This is a genomic window from Caballeronia sp. LZ016, from assembly GCF_031450805.1.
Lineage (GTDB): Bacteria > Pseudomonadota > Gammaproteobacteria > Burkholderiales > Burkholderiaceae > Caballeronia.
This window is the reverse complement of the sequence record NZ_JARTVY010000005.1, coordinates 141,967-158,160: the sequence shown is the minus strand read 5'-3', so window position 1 is coordinate 158,160 and position 16,194 is coordinate 141,967. Positions and strand designations below refer to the sequence as shown.

The 16,194-nt window shown below is 67.1% G+C and carries 10 protein-coding genes; 1 reads left to right on the top strand and 9 read right to left on the bottom strand.

Annotated elements, in window-relative coordinates:
- Genes bcsE through bcsB form a run of 4 tightly spaced genes read right to left on the bottom strand, consistent with a single transcriptional unit; the run spans nt 1 to nt 9,292 of the window.
- Nucleotides 1–1,884: a cellulose biosynthesis protein BcsE gene (gene bcsE / locus P9220_RS24520; protein ID WP_309768438.1), complete on the bottom strand. Its 1,884-nt coding sequence runs from the start codon at nt 1,882–1,884 to the stop codon at nt 1–3.
- A gap of 17 nt (nt 1,885–1,901) precedes the next feature.
- Nucleotides 1,902–5,870, bottom strand: coding sequence for a cellulose synthase subunit BcsC-related outer membrane protein (locus tag P9220_RS24515; RefSeq protein ID WP_309768436.1), 3,969 nt, complete (start codon nt 5,868–5,870; stop codon nt 1,902–1,904).
- Complete coding sequence (gene bcsZ / locus P9220_RS24510) at nt 5,852–7,021, bottom strand: cellulose synthase complex periplasmic endoglucanase BcsZ (RefSeq protein ID WP_309768434.1); 1,170 nt, start codon at nt 7,019–7,021, stop codon at nt 5,852–5,854. Before bcsZ ends, P9220_RS24515 begins: the two co-directional genes overlap by 19 nt.
- 3 nt (nt 7,022–7,024) lie before the next feature.
- Nucleotides 7,025–9,292 carry a cellulose biosynthesis cyclic di-GMP-binding regulatory protein BcsB gene (gene bcsB, locus P9220_RS24505; protein ID WP_309768433.1) on the bottom strand — a complete coding sequence of 756 codons (2,268 nt, stop codon included), beginning with the start codon at nt 9,290–9,292 and terminating at the stop codon, nt 7,025–7,027.
- Between the two features lie 209 nt (nt 9,293–9,501).
- On the opposite strand from bcsB, the gene P9220_RS24500 reads away from it, so the two are divergent.
- On the top strand, nt 9,502–9,942 hold the full coding sequence (locus P9220_RS24500; RefSeq protein ID WP_309768432.1) for a diacylglycerol kinase: 441 nt from the start codon (nt 9,502–9,504) through the stop codon (nt 9,940–9,942).
- Between the two features lie 315 nt (nt 9,943–10,257).
- Here the strand turns inward: P9220_RS24500 and P9220_RS24495 are convergent, their stop codons facing one another.
- From P9220_RS24495 to P9220_RS24475, 5 genes are all read right to left on the bottom strand, one after another.
- A complete protein-coding gene (locus tag P9220_RS24495) occupies nt 10,258–11,439 on the bottom strand; it encodes a porin (protein ID WP_309768430.1) in 1,182 nt (393 codons plus the stop codon).
- A 395-nt stretch (nt 11,440–11,834) separates the two neighbouring features.
- Nucleotides 11,835–13,082: an enolase C-terminal domain-like protein gene (locus tag P9220_RS24490; protein WP_309768428.1), complete on the bottom strand. Its 1,248-nt coding sequence runs from the start codon at nt 13,080–13,082 to the stop codon at nt 11,835–11,837.
- Between the two features lie 3 nt (nt 13,083–13,085).
- On the bottom strand, nt 13,086–14,405 hold the full coding sequence (locus P9220_RS24485; protein WP_309768426.1) for an MFS transporter: 1,320 nt from the start codon (nt 14,403–14,405) through the stop codon (nt 13,086–13,088).
- A gap of 13 nt (nt 14,406–14,418) precedes the next feature.
- Nucleotides 14,419–15,186: an SDR family oxidoreductase gene (locus P9220_RS24480; RefSeq protein WP_309768423.1), complete on the bottom strand. Its 768-nt coding sequence runs from the start codon at nt 15,184–15,186 to the stop codon at nt 14,419–14,421.
- 123 nt (nt 15,187–15,309) lie between these two features.
- The gene (locus P9220_RS24475) at nt 15,310–16,029 is read right to left on the bottom strand and encodes a FadR/GntR family transcriptional regulator (protein WP_309768421.1); all 720 of its coding nucleotides are present in this window, start codon (nt 16,027–16,029) and stop codon (nt 15,310–15,312) included.
- Nucleotides 16,030–16,194: the final 165 nt, after the last annotated feature.

Below are 16,194 nucleotides of genomic sequence, written 5' to 3'. Positions count from 1 at the left end.
TCAGTTTCCCGGTTCGACGAGCGGCATGCGGGCCCGCACGGCCCGACGCACGTGCGTCGCGGTTTCCGTATCGACGGTCAGATCCGCGTGCTGCCTGCGCGCTTCGTGTTCGAGCACGTCGTGCAGCGCGTCGAGTTCCGCGCGCGCGCGCCGCACGGAATCCGGTTCTGCGGCTGCGGCGGGTTTATGAGCGGGCGTCGCGGTCGCGAACAGATCGCTGTAGTCGGCAGAAGGCGCGCGCCGGTTCGCCGCGTCGAGCGCATCGAGCTCGGCGGCGATGCCTTCGTTCGACAGATACGTCACCTTCTCGGCGATGCTTTCCACCGGCGCAGTGAAGATGCGCGCGAGCGCGGCGTCGGCATCCGAGAGCCGGCAGCCGAAGAGGAAGACGTAGCAATGCGTGGCGTCGGCGGTGAAGACGTCGCCGGCGCGGCGCGGACGGCAATGGCCGAGCGCATCGACGTGGGCAAGCGACGGCGGCAGCGCGAGCTTCGCCAGCACATGCGGCAGACGCAGCATCGCGCCGCGCGTCAGGGCCGCCTGCGCCTGCGCACAGAACGCGGCGACGTTGAGATAACCGAGCGCGGCATCGGCGAGCGATGCGGCGAGCGCCGCGCGGTAGTCCGGCATCAGCGGACGCGTATAAAGCTGGCCCTGCACCGACTGCACGATCGACTCGAGCCGCGAAAACGGCGTGTCGCGGCCGACGACCGCGTTCGCGCCGAGGCTCAGCATCAGCAGTTCGTACTGGTGACGCAGCACTTCGCCGCGCTCCACCACCACGATCTTGAGCGCGCGTCCGCTGCGGCGTCTGAGCGCATGCACCGCTTCGCACAGTTGTTCGAGTTGCGCGCCGTTGCGATGCGCGAGCAGGACCGTCGCCGCGCGCGCGTCGCGGCACGCGGCCACGACGGCGTCGCGGTCGTCGAGCACTTCCCAGTTGCGCGGCACCCACGGCTCGTCGCCGGTCACGGCGCGGCACACGACGACGCGGTCTTCGTCATGCGCGATCCGCATCGCTCCGCTTTGCGTGTCTGGCGATGCGACGCTCAGCCGGCCATCGCCGGTGAAGCGCAGCGCGCGGACGTCGCCGGTCACGAGCGCCTTGCCCGCGCGCCAGAAGTCGACTTGCCAAAGCAGTTCGCCATTCGCTCGCCGCACGCGCGCCACGCCGGCGCACGCGCCGTTCAGCTCGCGGCCGCCCGGCTTGTCGGCGGCTTCGTCGAAATCGGGCGATACGTCCGATTCGGGCGCGGCGGCATTGTCGCCGAGCAGGAGGAGCATCGTGACGCCGCGCGTCGCGCACCAGTCCGCGAGCAGGCGTCCCTCGCGCACGAGCGCCGCCGTATCGCTCCAGGTGAACCAGCGTTGCGCGCCTTCGACGATGTAAAGCGCATCGCGGCGCAGGCCGAAGCGTCTCAGCGCAAGCAAGCCGCCGAAAAGACGCGCGAGCGCGGGCGGCGCTTCATTGTCGGCAGCAGCGTCCGGCACGCCAGGCATGGCGAGCACGTTGAGCCGGCGGGGCCAGCCCGGCGTCGCCGATCCCGACAGGCCCAGTTCGCGAAGGCGCGCGGCGGCGTCGCCACGTTCGCGCGCGAGCACGACCGTCACGGGCCGCTTGCCCGCCGCGCGTACCGTTTCCCAGATGAGGGCATCGCATTCGGGCGAACGCGGCGCGGCCTGCACCGCGTACAGCGCGCCGTGCTCCAGCGTCGCGAGATCGCCGGGCAGCGCATCGATGCCGAGGCGCGCGGCCGTGTCGTCGTCGCGGGACAGCCGCGAGCGCGCGAACTGCGCAAGCGCCGACAGCACGCCGGGCGCGCGCGGCGATGCGGTTTCGGCCGCGACCGTGGCGCGTGTGGATCGATTCGAATCGGTGCTCATTGTTTCTCCGCCGCCGGTCAATAGCTCGAATACAGCCGCACCGGCGACGGGCTGATGCGGTAATCGTCCTTGCGCGCCGAGAAGGCAAAGCGCGCGTAGACCATGCCGGAACTCGGCGCGTAGTCATGCGAGTGATCGATGCTCAAGCGCGCCCCGACGGCCAGTTGCGGATTCACGCGATACTCGACAGTCGCCGCGACGCCATACGAGAAGCTCACGCCCTGCGTCGAGCCGCCGCTGAACTTGAACTGGCCGGCATCGACCGGAGAAAGTCCCGCCACCGACGGAAGCCCGTTCGGGAAGTACGGCGAATCTTTCTCGTAGGAATTGGAGACGCCGGCCGTCACCGTGACGTCCCACATGAAGCCGTTGCGCTTGCCCATGAATTCCAGCGGCACGCCGAGCGACAAATACCGCTGCGGGCTGTAATAGCCGCCCTGCCCGAACGTGTAGTAGCGCAGGTTGTCCGTGTAATGCCACGCATTGCCGACGAGACCGGTCAGCACGCGCATCGTCGCGCGCTGATACACCGGCACGCTGAAGCCGGTGCGCAGCGTGAATTCCTGATTGCTCGCGACATTGCGCCCGGTCAGCGCGCCCACGCCGATATCCGCGAAGGTTTCGATCCTGCCGATATCCGCGCCCACATGAACATCGACGCCATCGCGCCGCACGCCGCCCCAGACGGTATGCGTGAGCGGATCGGTGAGTCCCGCGTAGGCGAGTTCGCTGCTCGTTACCGGACGGCGCGACGCCGACACGGAGAAGCTCGCGGGACCGGCATCGATCCGGTAACGCGCGCCGCCGACGAGGTAATGCACCGGAAAGCCGAGCGGCGTCGAGCCGAGATCGAAGCGCCACCTGTCCGAGACATAGCCGACGCCGCCGCCGAGGCCGTTTGCGTGCTGGTGGAGGTCGCCGGAAGTGACGGCGCCCGCCGCATAGCTGCGCAGCGCCGCCGCGTCGGTGAAGAAACCGGCCGTCGTGCCGAACGTGTTGACGACGAACGGTATCGTCGATCCGCCGAGGCCGCTGACATCGAGCGTCCCCGCATCGAGATGAACCGCATCGGCATGCAGGAAGAAATGCCCGTCGTAGCGATACGGGATCTGCACATAGAGCGGCGCCTGCTGCGCGTGGTACTCGGACACGCCGGCATCGCCTGACTTGTAGGCGGGAATCCAGCCCGTCTCCACTTCGGGATTGCGGCGCTGGCCGAGATCGTCGAAGGCCGACTGCGCGGGCGTCGGGCGGATCGTGCCGGCGGGCGTGCCGAACGCGGACACGATGCCGGATGCGCGCTCCTGATCCATCGACAGCCGATACAGCGACGCCGCATCCGCGTAATCGCCGAGGTCTTCCGCGACGCGTCCCGCCTGCAACGTGACGTCCGGCCGCGCCGGATACGCGACGCGCAGCGGCTGCACGACGCCCTGCGCGTCCTGCGGGCGGCGCAGCGCCGACAGCCGGCGTGCGGCGGACAGGCGCGTGTCGATATCGTCGGGCGGCGCGGCGTCGATCACGCGGCGCACGATGGCGAGCGCGTCCTTGCGGTCCCCGCTGCCGCCGCTGTCGCCGAGCACGCGCGCGAGCGCGAGTTGCGTCTCGGCATCGTCGGGCGATGCCGCCAGCACCGGCGCGAGCGCCGCGCGCGCCGCCGCGTAGTTGCCCTGCGCGCGTGCCAGATCGGCGACTTCGAACGCATAGCGCCGGTCGCGGCGGCCGGCATCGCTGACGGTGGCGAGCAGCGCGCGGGCGCGCGCATAGTCGGCTGCGGCGATGGCGTCGTCGGCCTGGCGCAGCACCATCCGCAGCGACTGGTCTTCGAGCCGTTCCGACTGACGCGGCGTCAGCGTGCCGGCGCCGCGCACCTGAGCGAGCACATCCGCGAGTTCGGTTTCACGCCGCGCCGCGCCCAGCAGATCGCCGTAGCGCAGGCGCACATCGGCGTCGGTTTCCTGCGGATGCGCGGTCATCCAGTCGCGCAGCAGCGCAAGGCCACGCGCCGTCTCGCCATGATCGATATACAGCGAGCCGATCGACGCGAGCATGTCCGGATCGTCGAACGCATCGGACTGCGCGCGGCCGAGCGAGCCTTCAGCCGCGGCCGCATCGTTGCGTGCGTAGGCGGCGCGGGCGTCGGTCAGCGCCTGCTGCGCGTCGAGATTGCGGGCGAGCGCGCGCATCCCGTCGGTGCGCTCGGCGTCAGGCACGGGCGCGAGCGCGACTCGTGCGCCGGCCAGATCGTCCGTCGAATTGCGATACAGCGCGCTCGCGTAACGCATCGGCGTGGAGGCGTTGCGCGCGAAGCCGTCGTCCATGACGGCGCGCCCCAGTTGCGGCAAGCCGAGATCGCGATAGATGCGGGCGAGCGCGAAGCGTGTCCACGGCTGATCCGGCTCGACGCGCAACGATGCTTCGTACTGCTGCGCCGCCGGGCCGTTCATGCCGCGCTCCGCGAGCCGTTGCGCGTCGGCGGCGATGAGGTCGGCGCGCATCGCGACGAGGCTCTGACGATCGTCGGCAGCGGCGAAGCGGCTCTGCAGCGCCTTGAAGAGCGGCCCGACCTGATCGCCGCGTCCGGTGCTTTCGAGCAGCGTGCGCGTGCTGCGCAGCGCCGACAGGCTGGGCGCGGGACCCTCGAGCTGCGCGCGCAGCATCGGCTCGGCGGCGCGCCAGTCGCCTTTCGCGAGGAGCGCATCGGCGAGCATCAGCTGGGCGTCGGCGTTGCCCGGCTGCATCGCGAGCGCCTCGCGCGCGTAGCGTTCGGCATCGGCCGGCCGGCCTGCGCCGGCGGCGTCGCGCGCGTGCGCGAGCGTGCCCCAGAACTGCGCCGTGCGGGCGAGGCTCTGCCATTTCCCGCGATTGTCGGCGCCAAGCGTGGCCGCGCGTTCGAAGAGCGCGCGCGCCTCGTCGCGTTGGCCCGCGCGCATCCGTACGAGACCCAGACCGCCGACGGCTTCGGCATCGCCCGGACGCGCAGCCGCCGCACGCGCGAGCAGCGGCTCAGCCGCCGCGAGATCGCCGCGTGCCAGCGCAGCCAGCCCGCGTTGCTGGGCGATGTAATCGGGATCGCGCTCCAGCTTCTTCTGCGCCTCGATGCGCGCGTCGAGCAGATCGGCGCGGTCTTTGAACTCCGTGTCGTCGGGGACGAGAACGAGATACGCGCGCAACGCGGGCAGATAAGCGGCGTCCGCGCCCGCCGACTGCAGCACGTGACGCCACACGTCGAGCGCGGCGTTGCGGTCGGTGTCCGTGCGCGTCGCCAGTTTCCACGCAATGCGGTTCGCCTCGGCGCGCGTCGCGTCGCCGGCGTTGAGCAGGCGCGCGAGCGTCAGCGCGGCGTCCACGTCGTCGGGATCGGCGGCGACACGGCGATGCAGCGCATCGAGCGCCTCGTTCCGGCGCGCGGGCGTCGCGGCGATCATCTGGTAATACTCCGCGCCCAGCGCCCCGGACGGCGCGCCGCTCGGAAACAACGCGACGAGGCGGCGCGCGGCTTCCTCGGACTGGCCGCTTCGCGACAGCAGCCGGATGGTCGCCATTTCCTGACGTCCGCTGACCGCGACACGATATTCGTCGTCGACCTGCCGCGTGAGGAGCGCGTCGGGCGCGGCGGTTTTCATGCGCGCGAGCGTCGATTGCGCCTTTTGCGCCTGGCCGAGCCGCAACTGGATACGCAGCAGTTCCGCGAGAAGGCGCGGGTCGTCCGGCGCGATCAGCAACGCCTTGTCGATGGCCTGCAACGCGAGATCGTCGCGATGCCGGTTCGCCCACGCGCGCGCGGTGCCGTAAAGGCGCTCGGCCATCGGCGGCAGCGAAGGCGCGTCGGCTCGTGCCCTGGCATTGCGACCGGCATCGGGGATCGCCGCGTGCGCGGTCGTCGCGGGCCATTGCGCCGCGCACACGACGCTCGCCGACATCAGCGCGGCCCGCAGCAGGCCCGGTCGGGTTCGAAGCGCGCCCATCAGCGGGTGCCTCCGCATTGCGAAGCCGCCGTTTGCAACGCGCCATCCGCTGCAAAGCGATAACGCCCCTCGCGCCAGCCGAGGCCGAACAGCGTCAGCACGCTCGTGTAATAGCCGGGCGCGGTTTCGCTTTCCGCGCGGGCGGCTTGCGCGTCCGCGAGACGGGTCTCGCCGCGCGCCATGAGAAACGGAACGGCGGCGGCGGAAAAGCCCGCGTTGCCGTCGTTCGGACCGGCGCGGCCGGTGCGCGTATCGACGCGTTCGGGCGGCGCACCGTGCTCGCCGATATACGCGGCGAACGGCGTGAAGCGTTGCAGCAGAGCGGCGCGCGCATCGTCCGACGATGCGAGCATTCCCGCCCACAGATAGACGCGGATCGCGTTATACGCGCTCTCGGCTTGTGTATCGTCGTCGGGCTGGAAACCGTGATTCGTCCGATACAGCGCCCAGTCCGGGGAGAATCCGCGCGGCGCGGTATCGGCCAGCATCCGCGCCGACGATGCGGCAAGACGCGGCCAGCGCGCATCGCCGGAAAGACGTGCGCCGATGCCGCGCATGACCTGCAGCGGCGCATAGCTCGGATTCACGCGCCACGAGTCCGCCGACGCATGAAAACCTACCGGCCCCGGCAAGAGCGTGAGGCCGAGACCGGGGACCATCGCGCTTTCCTCGTCCAGCACGCGCCGCGCGAGCGATGCGCCCCGTGCCGTATAACTGCGCTCGCCCCACGCGCGGCCCGCCTCCAGCAGCGCATAGGCGATCCACAGATCGGCGTCCGATGCGGCGTTCGCATCGAGCATGCGGAACGCGCCGGACGCGTCGCGGCCCCACAGCCACCCGGGCAGGCGCGCGGTGAGGTCGCCGGCGGCGAGATTGTTTTCGGTCCAGTGGAGGATCGTGTCGAAGCTCGCGCGGTCGTTGGCGACGAGCGCGAAAAAGAGCGCATACGACTGCCCTTCCGACACCGTGCGCTCATCGGCGGAGCCGACGTCGATCACGCGGCCATCGTTCGAAACGAAGCCGCGCTTGAACGCTTCCCAGCGCGGCCACGACGGCTGGCAGGCAAGCGGCGCTTCTGCCGCTTGCACGGCGCTTTCGCTCGCGCTTGCAGTCGCGCAAAGCGCCGCCATTGCGATCGCGCAGGCCCGACGGCGAAGAACGGAAGTCATCGCTCAAAGTCCCTTGCGGCGCGACGCCAGTTCCTGCAGCGCGGCGAACGCGGCGACGGCGAGCAGCAGGCCCGAGAGCGCGCCGAAAAGGCCGAGCAGCACCGGATGCGCGACCGCGTGACTCCACAGCTTCGCGTACCACGGCACATAGCCCACCACATAGCTTTCGCCCACGCGCATGCTGTCGACGCCGCCGCGCCGCACGAGCGATACGTCGCCCTGCACCTGCGTGATGCGGTCGGGGCGTTCGAGCACGTCGAGCAGATCGTCGAGACGGCCATGATCGGTTGCGGCGAGCGCGATCACGCTGCGCCCTTGCGCACCGGGCGACTGGAAGCCCATCAGCGCGGCGAGCGGTCCGCTCTGATCGAGCGATGCGCCGCCGTGCGTGACGCGCTTGCCGTCGCGCCACTGCTCCCGGATCGAGAACGACGCCTGCGTGACGCCATCCTTCGGCGCGGCAAGCTGGGCGATGGAAAGCGGCAGCGCATCGCGCCAGCGCGCGAACACCGGCGACGAGGGCGCGCCGCCGATCACGAGCAGATCCTTCTGCGCGAGGCCGGGCAGGTCGCCGGGACGCGCGATCGTCACGCGCAGGCTCGGCAAGCCGGTCCACTGGCCCATGTGCCCGAGCATCGTGAGCATCGCTTCGAGTTCGGCCGGCGCGGGACGGTCGGGAATCACGATGGCCGTCTGCGAGAGATCGGCGTATCGCGTGAACGGGAAGCCGCTGTTGGCGAAGTACGCGAGATTCGGCATCTGCGCGTAATGCACGAAGCCGGAGAAGTCGATGGTCGAATCGGGATCGACTGCCGCGCGCGCCGGATTAGTGGCCACGCCCGCGCAGAGGCCGGTCTTCTGCGAATCGAGATTGAAGCGCAACTGCAACTGGTTCGCGCTGCCAACGCGGAACGCGGGAATGTCGAGCGTGTTCGCCGCGCCGCTGTTCGCGCCGGACAAGAGCGGCAACTGGATGCGGCCCTCGCTGTCGTCGGCTTTGGCGACGGGCAGGCGGAACGACTTCACGAGCTGATCGTTGATATCGACGGCCAGCGCGGAGTTGTTCTGCACCGTCGGCGCGGTATAGCGGTACTTCAGGTTCAGCGGCACGCCCGCGGAGTTCCATGAGAACAGATCGGCGGGCACGCGCAGATTCAGGCGGATCGCATCGGGCGTGCTTCCCGACACCTGCAGTTGCGACGGATCGCCGACGAGTTCCCTGAAGCTCACGGGGCGGTTCGTCGGCATCCAGCGGGGCGCGTCGTACGGCTCGCGCGGCTTGCCGATGTCCACGCGCGCCACTTTCGCGAACGCGCCCGACATGGCCGTGCGGCCGAGCACCAGCGCATAGACGGCCTGATCGACTTCCGCTGCATTGCGGCCGGTCACGATGAGCAGCTTGCGATCGGCGGAAGCGGGGTTATCGGCGACGAGAATCGCCGGACCGTCGATGCGCGGCAGATCGAGCCCCGCCGGCAAGCGGTCGCGCGTGCCGATGACGACTGCGTGCTCGTTCGCGGGCAATGCGCCGAGCGCCGGAAAGCGCGCCTGCCGGTAGTCGGCGAGCGCGCCGAACCACGACGCGAGCACGCCCGCGCTTTTCAGGGTCGCGCTGTCGGGCGATGCCGGCAGCACGAACGGCAGCGTGAGGCGGTTCACGTCGCGGGCATCGAAGAACGGCGCGGGCAACAGCGCGAGGTCGTTCGGCAGTTTGATGGGCGCGGTATCGAGGATGAATTCGCTCGCCGGGCTGACGTCGGCCCACAACGCGGTGTTCGCGGGATCTTCGCAGTGGTCGATCGTGTAATGGCCAATGAAGCGCAGCCCGAACTGGTTGTAATCGGTGAAGAGGCGCGGATCGAGCGGAAAGTCCTGCGTGACCATCGAGCCGGCGTGTTCCTTGTCGAACGGCACGGTGGCGATGACTTCGTTGTTGATCGACACCTTCACGTGCGACAGCGGAAACAGCAGCGCGGGCGAATACGTGTAGCGCAGCCGCAGGCGCGCGCCGGTCACGACGCGATCCAGCCGCACGCCGAGCGATACGGAGCGCGCGTCTTCGAGGCCGCGCAACTGCAGCGGCTGCCACGCGCCAAGCGCGGAGAACGGCACGTGAACGGTCGTGGCGCTGGCGTTTGCGCTGGCGTTTGCGCTGACGTTTGCGCTGACGTTCGCGCTGGCGGGCGCATCGGGCGCTGGAGGAATGGCAGCGGCATCGAGCGCGCTGGCGGCCATCGCCAGCGACAGGCAGAAGCGGACGGCGGATTTCATCGGCAAGTCGGGAAGGCGTCGTGGGCGCGCGCGGCGCGGCGGTTATGTGGCATCGTGGCGACGGTTGCGGGCGTACTCGTCGTCGCGCTCACGCTCACGCATGAATTTCCGCACCCTTGCTGACGAAGAGCGGGCGGAACAAACGCATAATGTCGGACAGTTCGGTTCAACTCGGGCATCCTTCAAACAAATAACCGCCACGTCGCGTCATGGTCCGGCCAACTTCTTCTTCCGATTCATCGTCATCCGCCAGCGAGGGCGCCATCGTCAAACGGCGCGGCCTGCTGCGCGGCCTCTTCGCGCTGCGCCACTCGTGGGACGGCATCGCCGCCACCTGGCGCGAGGAAAGCGCGTTCCGTCAGGAAGCGTGCGCGGCCATCGTGCTGCTGCCGGCCGCGTTCTTCGTCCCCGTCGGCACGGCCGAGCGCGTGCTGCTTGCGGCGTCCGTGCTGCTGGTGCTGCTCGTCGAGCTGATCAATTCGAGCATCGAGGCGGCGATCGACCGCATCTCACTGGAACGGCACGAACTGTCGCGGCGGGCGAAGGACTGCGGCAGCGCGGCAGTCACCGTATCGATCGTGATCAGCGCGATGACCTGGGGTCTGATCTGCGGCCCTCATGCGTGGCGATGGCTCAGCACGCTTCTGTGACGCGCGCGTGACGGGGTGGCTCATCTGTATGTCGGCGGGAGGGGGCAAAACTTGAGGGGCGAGGCTCGCGGCGGGGGTCGCCGGTGCGCGGGACATTCGTCTCGCGGCCAGCGACGCGGCCCGGTAGTGAGGAAGCGGCGAAACGGAGCGGGCTGGACTAGCGCCCCGTCCTTCACGCGTTTTCGCGAGCGACGATAAGATCGCCGCTATTGTCGACCGCGCCTATTCGGGCGCGTTGCGTCCGAGCATGACGAGCGTTGCTCCGCCATCGATGGACGGGACAGCCGTCTTCCCGAGAGCCGATGCGGCGAGGCGTCAGAATCGATGTCTCACGCCCGCTGTCGCCTGGAATTGCGTGGTCGTGGACGAGGGATCGCTCACTCCGTTTATCCACGCAACGCCGAGCGGCGAAGTCCCGCTCGGGCTGACGCGCTGCCATGCACCCTGAACATAGACATCCGTGCGGCGTGAGAAGCGGTAACTCGTCATGGCGCTCACCTGGTTCCAGTGCGGAATCCCGCCGCCACCGTTTCCGCCCGCGCGGGAATAGGTGTACGCGCCGGAGAGTTCGATCGCCGGCGACAGCGCATAGCGAATATTTCCCTCGAAGTTCTGAAAGTTCACGCTCAGGTTCGTTTGGAAGAACCGGGTGATCTTGCTTTGCGAATAGACGAATCCGGCCACGGCGGGGCCGAAGGCATAGTTCACCCCCGCGCCCAGCGTCCTTTGCTTGTCGGCCAGCACGCCGATCGGCACGGGGCTCGCCAGAAGCGCACTCTGCAAGGAGGCGGCGGTCGTATCGGTGACTGCGCCGTTTGCGTTCAACTGGCCCGGCGTCCGCGCGGAACTGTTAAGTTGAAGATAGCCGACGCCGAACTTCCACGGCCCGCTGACATACGACATGCCGAAGCTGTACGCGCGATTGTTCGTGAATCCGCCGGCCTGATTGGAGAAGCCGTATAACGCACCGAGCCTGAAGCCAGCGAAATCCGGACTCAGGTACTTGATCGAGTTATTGATCTGAAACGAATCGTTCAGATTGTCGATATCGAACGGATGCGCGAAATGGGTGCCGCCGAACTCCGTGCCGGTGAGCGAAAGCGGCCCGACGAAGTCGACCAGTCCGTCTGTCTGCCGGCCCAGCGTGAGGGCGCCGAATTCACGGCTCGACACGCCCACGTAAGCCTGCCGATTGAACGTTCGATTGCTTACCGTATTGGAGCCGCTATTGATATCGAATCCGTTCTCCAGCGTGAAGACGGCCTTCAGGCCCGCGCCGAGGTCTTCGGCCCCGCGCAGCCCCCATCGGCTATCCTGGATCGCACCGCTCGTCATCTGCCAGTTGCTGTGGCCGCCGCCGCCCGCGCGGTCGATCTCGTTGCTCGTGTAGGTCAGGCCCGCGTCGATCAGCCCGTAAAGCGTAATGCTGCCTTGCGCGTGGACTGCGCCCGAGAGCGTCAGCATCGTCGTCACACCGGTTACGAGCATCTTCTTCATTGCGTGCTCCAGCCAACACTCGACGAAACAGGATTCTCGCGCGACGCCCGCATCGCGCGGCGTCGATGGCCGCAAAGCCCGCGCGCCACGCGCCAATAACATCGCATCGTTGCGAGGACTTGCTGTCGCCTTCACATACTCTATGCGATAGCAAAAGGAACCGGCAACCCGAAGTTTATCGGCGGAACGAACCGGTCCCGCGCATCGAGAAATGGCACGCAGGCCGGCAGGAGCGTCTCCACGCGAGCCCGCGATAGTCCGCAGGGCCGCGCGTTCACTCGTCAGACGTACGCGCGAGCCGTGGTCCGGCCAAAACCATCGATGCGTTGCTTGTGAAGAGCGCTTCGTCGATCGGTAATGCGCGATCGGGACAGCAGTGTGGCCTGGCCGGAGCGTCACGGTGTCTGCAGGCCCCCGTCCATCAAACGCGTCTGCGTCCATAGCGTGACGCTCTTGTCGCACGGATACTTCGCCGCTTCGGTCTCGTCGAGATCGACGCCCAGACCGGGCTTGTCGTTCGCATAGACGAATCCGTGCCGAAACTCGGGCAGGCCGGGGAACACATCGAGGAGCGCTTCGCGCGGCCCTTTCAACTCCTGGATCACGAAGTTCGGCGGCTCCGTGCCCGACCACTCCTGCACGCCGAAATTGCGCGATGCGAGGTCGATATGAATGTTCGCCGCATGCGCGAGCGGCGACATGTCGCCCGGACCGTGCCAGGCCGTTCGCACGCCGAACTGTTCCGCGAATATCTGCAGCTTTCGCCCCGCCGTGATGCCGCCGATCTGGCTCAGGTGCACGCGTATGAAATCGATCAATCGCTCGGTGATGAGGAACCGCCACTCGCAGGCGTTGTTGAAGAGTTCGCCTTGCGCGAGCGGCGTCGTGGTCTTCGCACGCAACTGCCGCATCCACTCCCCTTCTTCGAGCGCGATGGCATCTTCGAGGAAGAACAGCTCGAACGGCTCGAGCTCCCGTGCGAAGCGAATCGCTTCGACGGGTTTCAGACGCTCGTGCACGTCGTGACACAGCGCGACATCGAACCCGATGCGGCTCCGGATGCCATCGAACAACTTCAGCGTCTCGCGGATGTACTTGCGGCTGTCCAGATAGATGCCGTCCGCCGCGCCTTCCGGCGCATTCGACGGCGCGCGGCCGAATGCCCCGCCTCCGTATCCGCCGCTTTGGCAACGGATATGCGTGATGCCCTGCTCGCGGTATCGCTGGATGTTGTCGCAAAGTTCGGTGAGATCGCGGCCATCCGCATGACGATAGATCGGCACGCCTTCGCGCACCTTGCCGCCGAACAACTGATACAGCGACATGTTCGCCTGCTTGCCCTTGATGTCCCACAGCGCCATATCGACACCGGAGATCGCGTTGTTTTCGATCGGTCCATTGCGCCAGTATGCGTTCTGGTGCATGAGCTGCCAAAGCTCCTCGATGGCCTCGGCGTCGCGCCCGATGAGCAACGGCCTCAGATATTCCTCGATCAGGCATTTGACCGCCAGATGGCGATAGGCGAAGGTCGCGCATCCGAGCCCATACAGGCCGGGCTGATTCGTTTCCACTCTGACGACGGTCAGATTGATGCCTTCCGGTGCGGTCAGAATGACCTTGATATCGGTGATGAGCGTTGCCATGTCTTATTTCACGGTAGCGGAAGCGACGGAATCGGACTCGACGCGCGCGCCGCCCTTGGGGAACGCCGGCTGCGTACTCTGCGCGGGCACCCGCATCATCAGGACGACCGATGCCAGCAGCGCCGCGGCCATGAACACATACGATGCGGAGGGGCTGCCCGTCGCGCCGTTCAGATAGCCGACCAGCCACGCGCCGAGGAACGCGCCGAGCGCGCCGCAGGCGTTGATGAGCCCGATTGCGCCGCCAAGCACGTTGCTCGGAATCAGTTCGGGGATCAGCGCGAAGAACGGTCCATACGGGGCGTACATCGTCGCACCCGCGATCACGAGCAGCGTGAACGAGAGCCAGAAATTGGACGTGCCGACGAGATAAGAACCGACGAACGCGATCATGCCGATCAACAACAACGGCCACACGAAGAGCTTGCGGTTACGCGTCTTGTCGGACAGATACGACGCCACCAGCATCAACACGATGGCCGCGAGATACGGCACGGCGGAAAGCCAGCCGACGGAAACGATATCGATGCTCTTCGACGCCGACTTCAGGATCGACGGCAGCCACATGATGAAGCCGTACACGCCGATGCTCCACAGTGCGTGAATCGCGCAGCACTTGAGCACGATCGACGAACGGAACGCCGCCTTGTAGTCGCGCACCGGCGCGATATGCGCCTGCTCGGACTTGAGGACCGCATCGAAGTCGGCTTTCTCTCTGTCGCTCATCCACGGCGCGTCGGCTGGACGATCCTTCACCGTGAACCACCAGACGATCGCCCACAGAATCGCGGGCACGCCCTCGATCACGAACATCTCGCGCCAGCCGAAGTTGCGCACGAGATAGCCGGACACGATGGACATCCATAACACCGTGACCGGATTGCCCAGAATGAGAAACGTGTTCGCGCGCGAGCGTTCCGTGCGCGTGAACCATCGGCTGATGTACATGAGCATCGACGGCATCACCGCTGCCTCGACGATGCCGAGTATGAAACGCAGCGCCATCAGCATCGGAATGTTGCTGACCATGCCGGTCGCGGCAGCACACACGCCCCACAGGATAAGGCTCGCGAAGATCAGTTTCTTCACGCTGTGCTTCTGCGCGTAGATCGCGCCGGGCACCTGAAACAGGCAGTATCCGAGGAAGAACAGCGAGCCGATCAGCGATGACGTCGCGGAGGTGATGCCCAGATCCTTGTCGATGCCCGCCGCCGCAGCGAAGCCGTAGTTCGCGCGATCCAGATAAGCGAGGCTGTATGTGATGAAGATGATTGGCATGAGATGCCACCATCTCTGCGGCGCGACGGTCCTGATGTTGTCCATGATGTCTCCGATGTCAAAGTACGGCGAGCCAGCCGCCATCGACGTAAATGATTTGTCCGTTCACATAGCTCGATGCCGGCGACGCGAGATACACCGCCGTGCCGACGAGTTCTTCCGGCTTGCCCCAGCGCTGCGACGGATTGCTGCTCTTGACCCACTTGTCGAAGTCCGCGTTGTCGACGAGGGCCTGATTCATGTCCGTCAGGATGTAGCCGGGGCCGATCGCGTTCGCCTGGATATCGAACGGCGCCCACTCGGCGCTCATGGCGCGGGTGAGCATCTTGATGCCGCCCTTCGCGGCCGTGTAAGGCGCGACGGTTGCACGCGCGCCTTCGCTCGTCAGCGAACCGATGTTGATGATCTTGCCGCCGCGCTTGCGCTCGATCATGCGCCGCGCCGCTTCCTTCGCGACGATGAACGCGCTCGTCAGATTGGTGTCGATCACGCGTTGCCAGTCGGCGAGCGACAGTTCTATCATCGGCTTGCGGAACTGGATGCCCGCGTTGTTCACGACGATATCCACTTCGACGCCGTCCGCATCCCAGGCGGCGAACGCAGCGGCGACGGACGCTTCGTCGGTCACATCGAAGGCCGAGCCGCGGGCGTCGAAGCCTTGCGCCTGCAGCCGGCTGACGGCGGCATCGACGGTTTCGGCTTTCGTGCCGTTCACGATGACGCGCGCGCCTGCCGTCGCGAATCCTTCCACGAGCGCGTAGCCGATGCCGCGCGCCGAGCCCGTGACGAGCGCCGTGCGGCCGCTCAGATCGAACAAGTTGTTCATGCCGGTTTCCCTGTGTGATGCGTTCGGATCGAGGGCGCGAGCGCGCCCCCGCAGCCTCGTGCGAGAGGCTGCTTTTGGTCGTTGCGTAACGATGATTAAGGTTGACTCAAGCGTGCTGCGTGCTTATGAAGGCGTGTCGTTCACGGTGCGGGCAAGCGCCGCGCGGTCGTCGAAGTCCTTCTCCGCGCGTGCGATGAGCGTGAGCACGGCCTCTTCGGCGGCCTGCGCATCGCCCTGTTCGATGGCGATGCACAGCGCTTCGTGCATCGGCAGCGAGCGGGCCGGGCCGCCTTCGATCTCAGAACTCAGTTCGAAGCTGGTGCGCAGGATGGCGGAAAGCGCGTTCTGCATCTGTTGCACGAACTGGTTGTGGCACGCCGTGAGGATCGCGCCGTGGAACGCGAGGTCGGCCGGCACGTACTCGCCCTGACCCGCGACGGCGCGTTCCATCGCCCTGAATGCGCGGCGCACGGCGATGCGGTCCTCGGGCGTCGCGCGCTTTGCCGCCAGCTTCGCGGCATTCGGCTCGATGATCGTGCGCAGTTCCATGAGGTCGCGGATGAGATCGTCGTCGACCACGCCGGAGCGCGCGCGCCACGTGATTACGTCGGGGTCGAATAGTTGCCAGTGCGAGCGCGGCAGGACGATCGTGCCGTGACGGCGCCGCACCTGGAGCATGCCTTTCGCGGACAGGGACTTCATCGTCTCGCGAATGGTGATGCGGCTCACCTGCATGAGTTCGGCGAGCTGGTCTTCGGCCGGCAGGATATCGCCCGGCGCGAACTTGCCCGCGCAGATTTGTTCGCCCATCTGATTGAGCACTTGCCGGTGCAACGTCGGCATTTCCTCACCCCTTCTAGAACATACGTATGATCTGGAAGGTAGCAGTAGCGTCGTGGCCGGACAATCAGGGTTGACCCGGTGCAACGGTATTCGCGAGTTCACTGCCGAGTGGCAGGTACAAGGAGCGACGGCGTGGGATTGGCCGGTCTGAAGTCAGCCGCTGCA

Coding starts and splice junctions, on each gene's coding strand:
- P9220_RS24500 (WP_309768432.1), top strand. CDS start 9,502: ATGGTCCGGCCAACTTCTTCTTCCGATTCATCGTCATCCGCCAGCGAG.
- P9220_RS24495 (WP_309768430.1), bottom strand. CDS start 11,439: ATGAAGAAGATGCTCGTAACCGGTGTGACGACGATGCTGACGCTCTCG.
- P9220_RS24475 (WP_309768421.1), bottom strand. CDS start 16,029: ATGCCGACGTTGCACCGGCAAGTGCTCAATCAGATGGGCGAACAAATC.
- P9220_RS24490 (WP_309768428.1), bottom strand. CDS start 13,082: ATGGCAACGCTCATCACCGATATCAAGGTCATTCTGACCGCACCGGAA.
- bcsZ (WP_309768434.1), bottom strand. CDS start 7,021: ATGACTTCCGTTCTTCGCCGTCGGGCCTGCGCGATCGCAATGGCGGCG.
- bcsE (WP_309768438.1), bottom strand. CDS start 1,884: ATGAGCACCGATTCGAATCGATCCACACGCGCCACGGTCGCGGCCGAA.
- P9220_RS24480 (WP_309768423.1), bottom strand. CDS start 15,186: ATGAACAACTTGTTCGATCTGAGCGGCCGCACGGCGCTCGTCACGGGC.
- P9220_RS24515 (WP_309768436.1), bottom strand. CDS start 5,870: ATGCGGAGGCACCCGCTGATGGGCGCGCTTCGAACCCGACCGGGCCTG.
- bcsB (WP_309768433.1), bottom strand. CDS start 9,292: ATGAAATCCGCCGTCCGCTTCTGCCTGTCGCTGGCGATGGCCGCCAGC.
- P9220_RS24485 (WP_309768426.1), bottom strand. CDS start 14,405: ATGGACAACATCAGGACCGTCGCGCCGCAGAGATGGTGGCATCTCATG.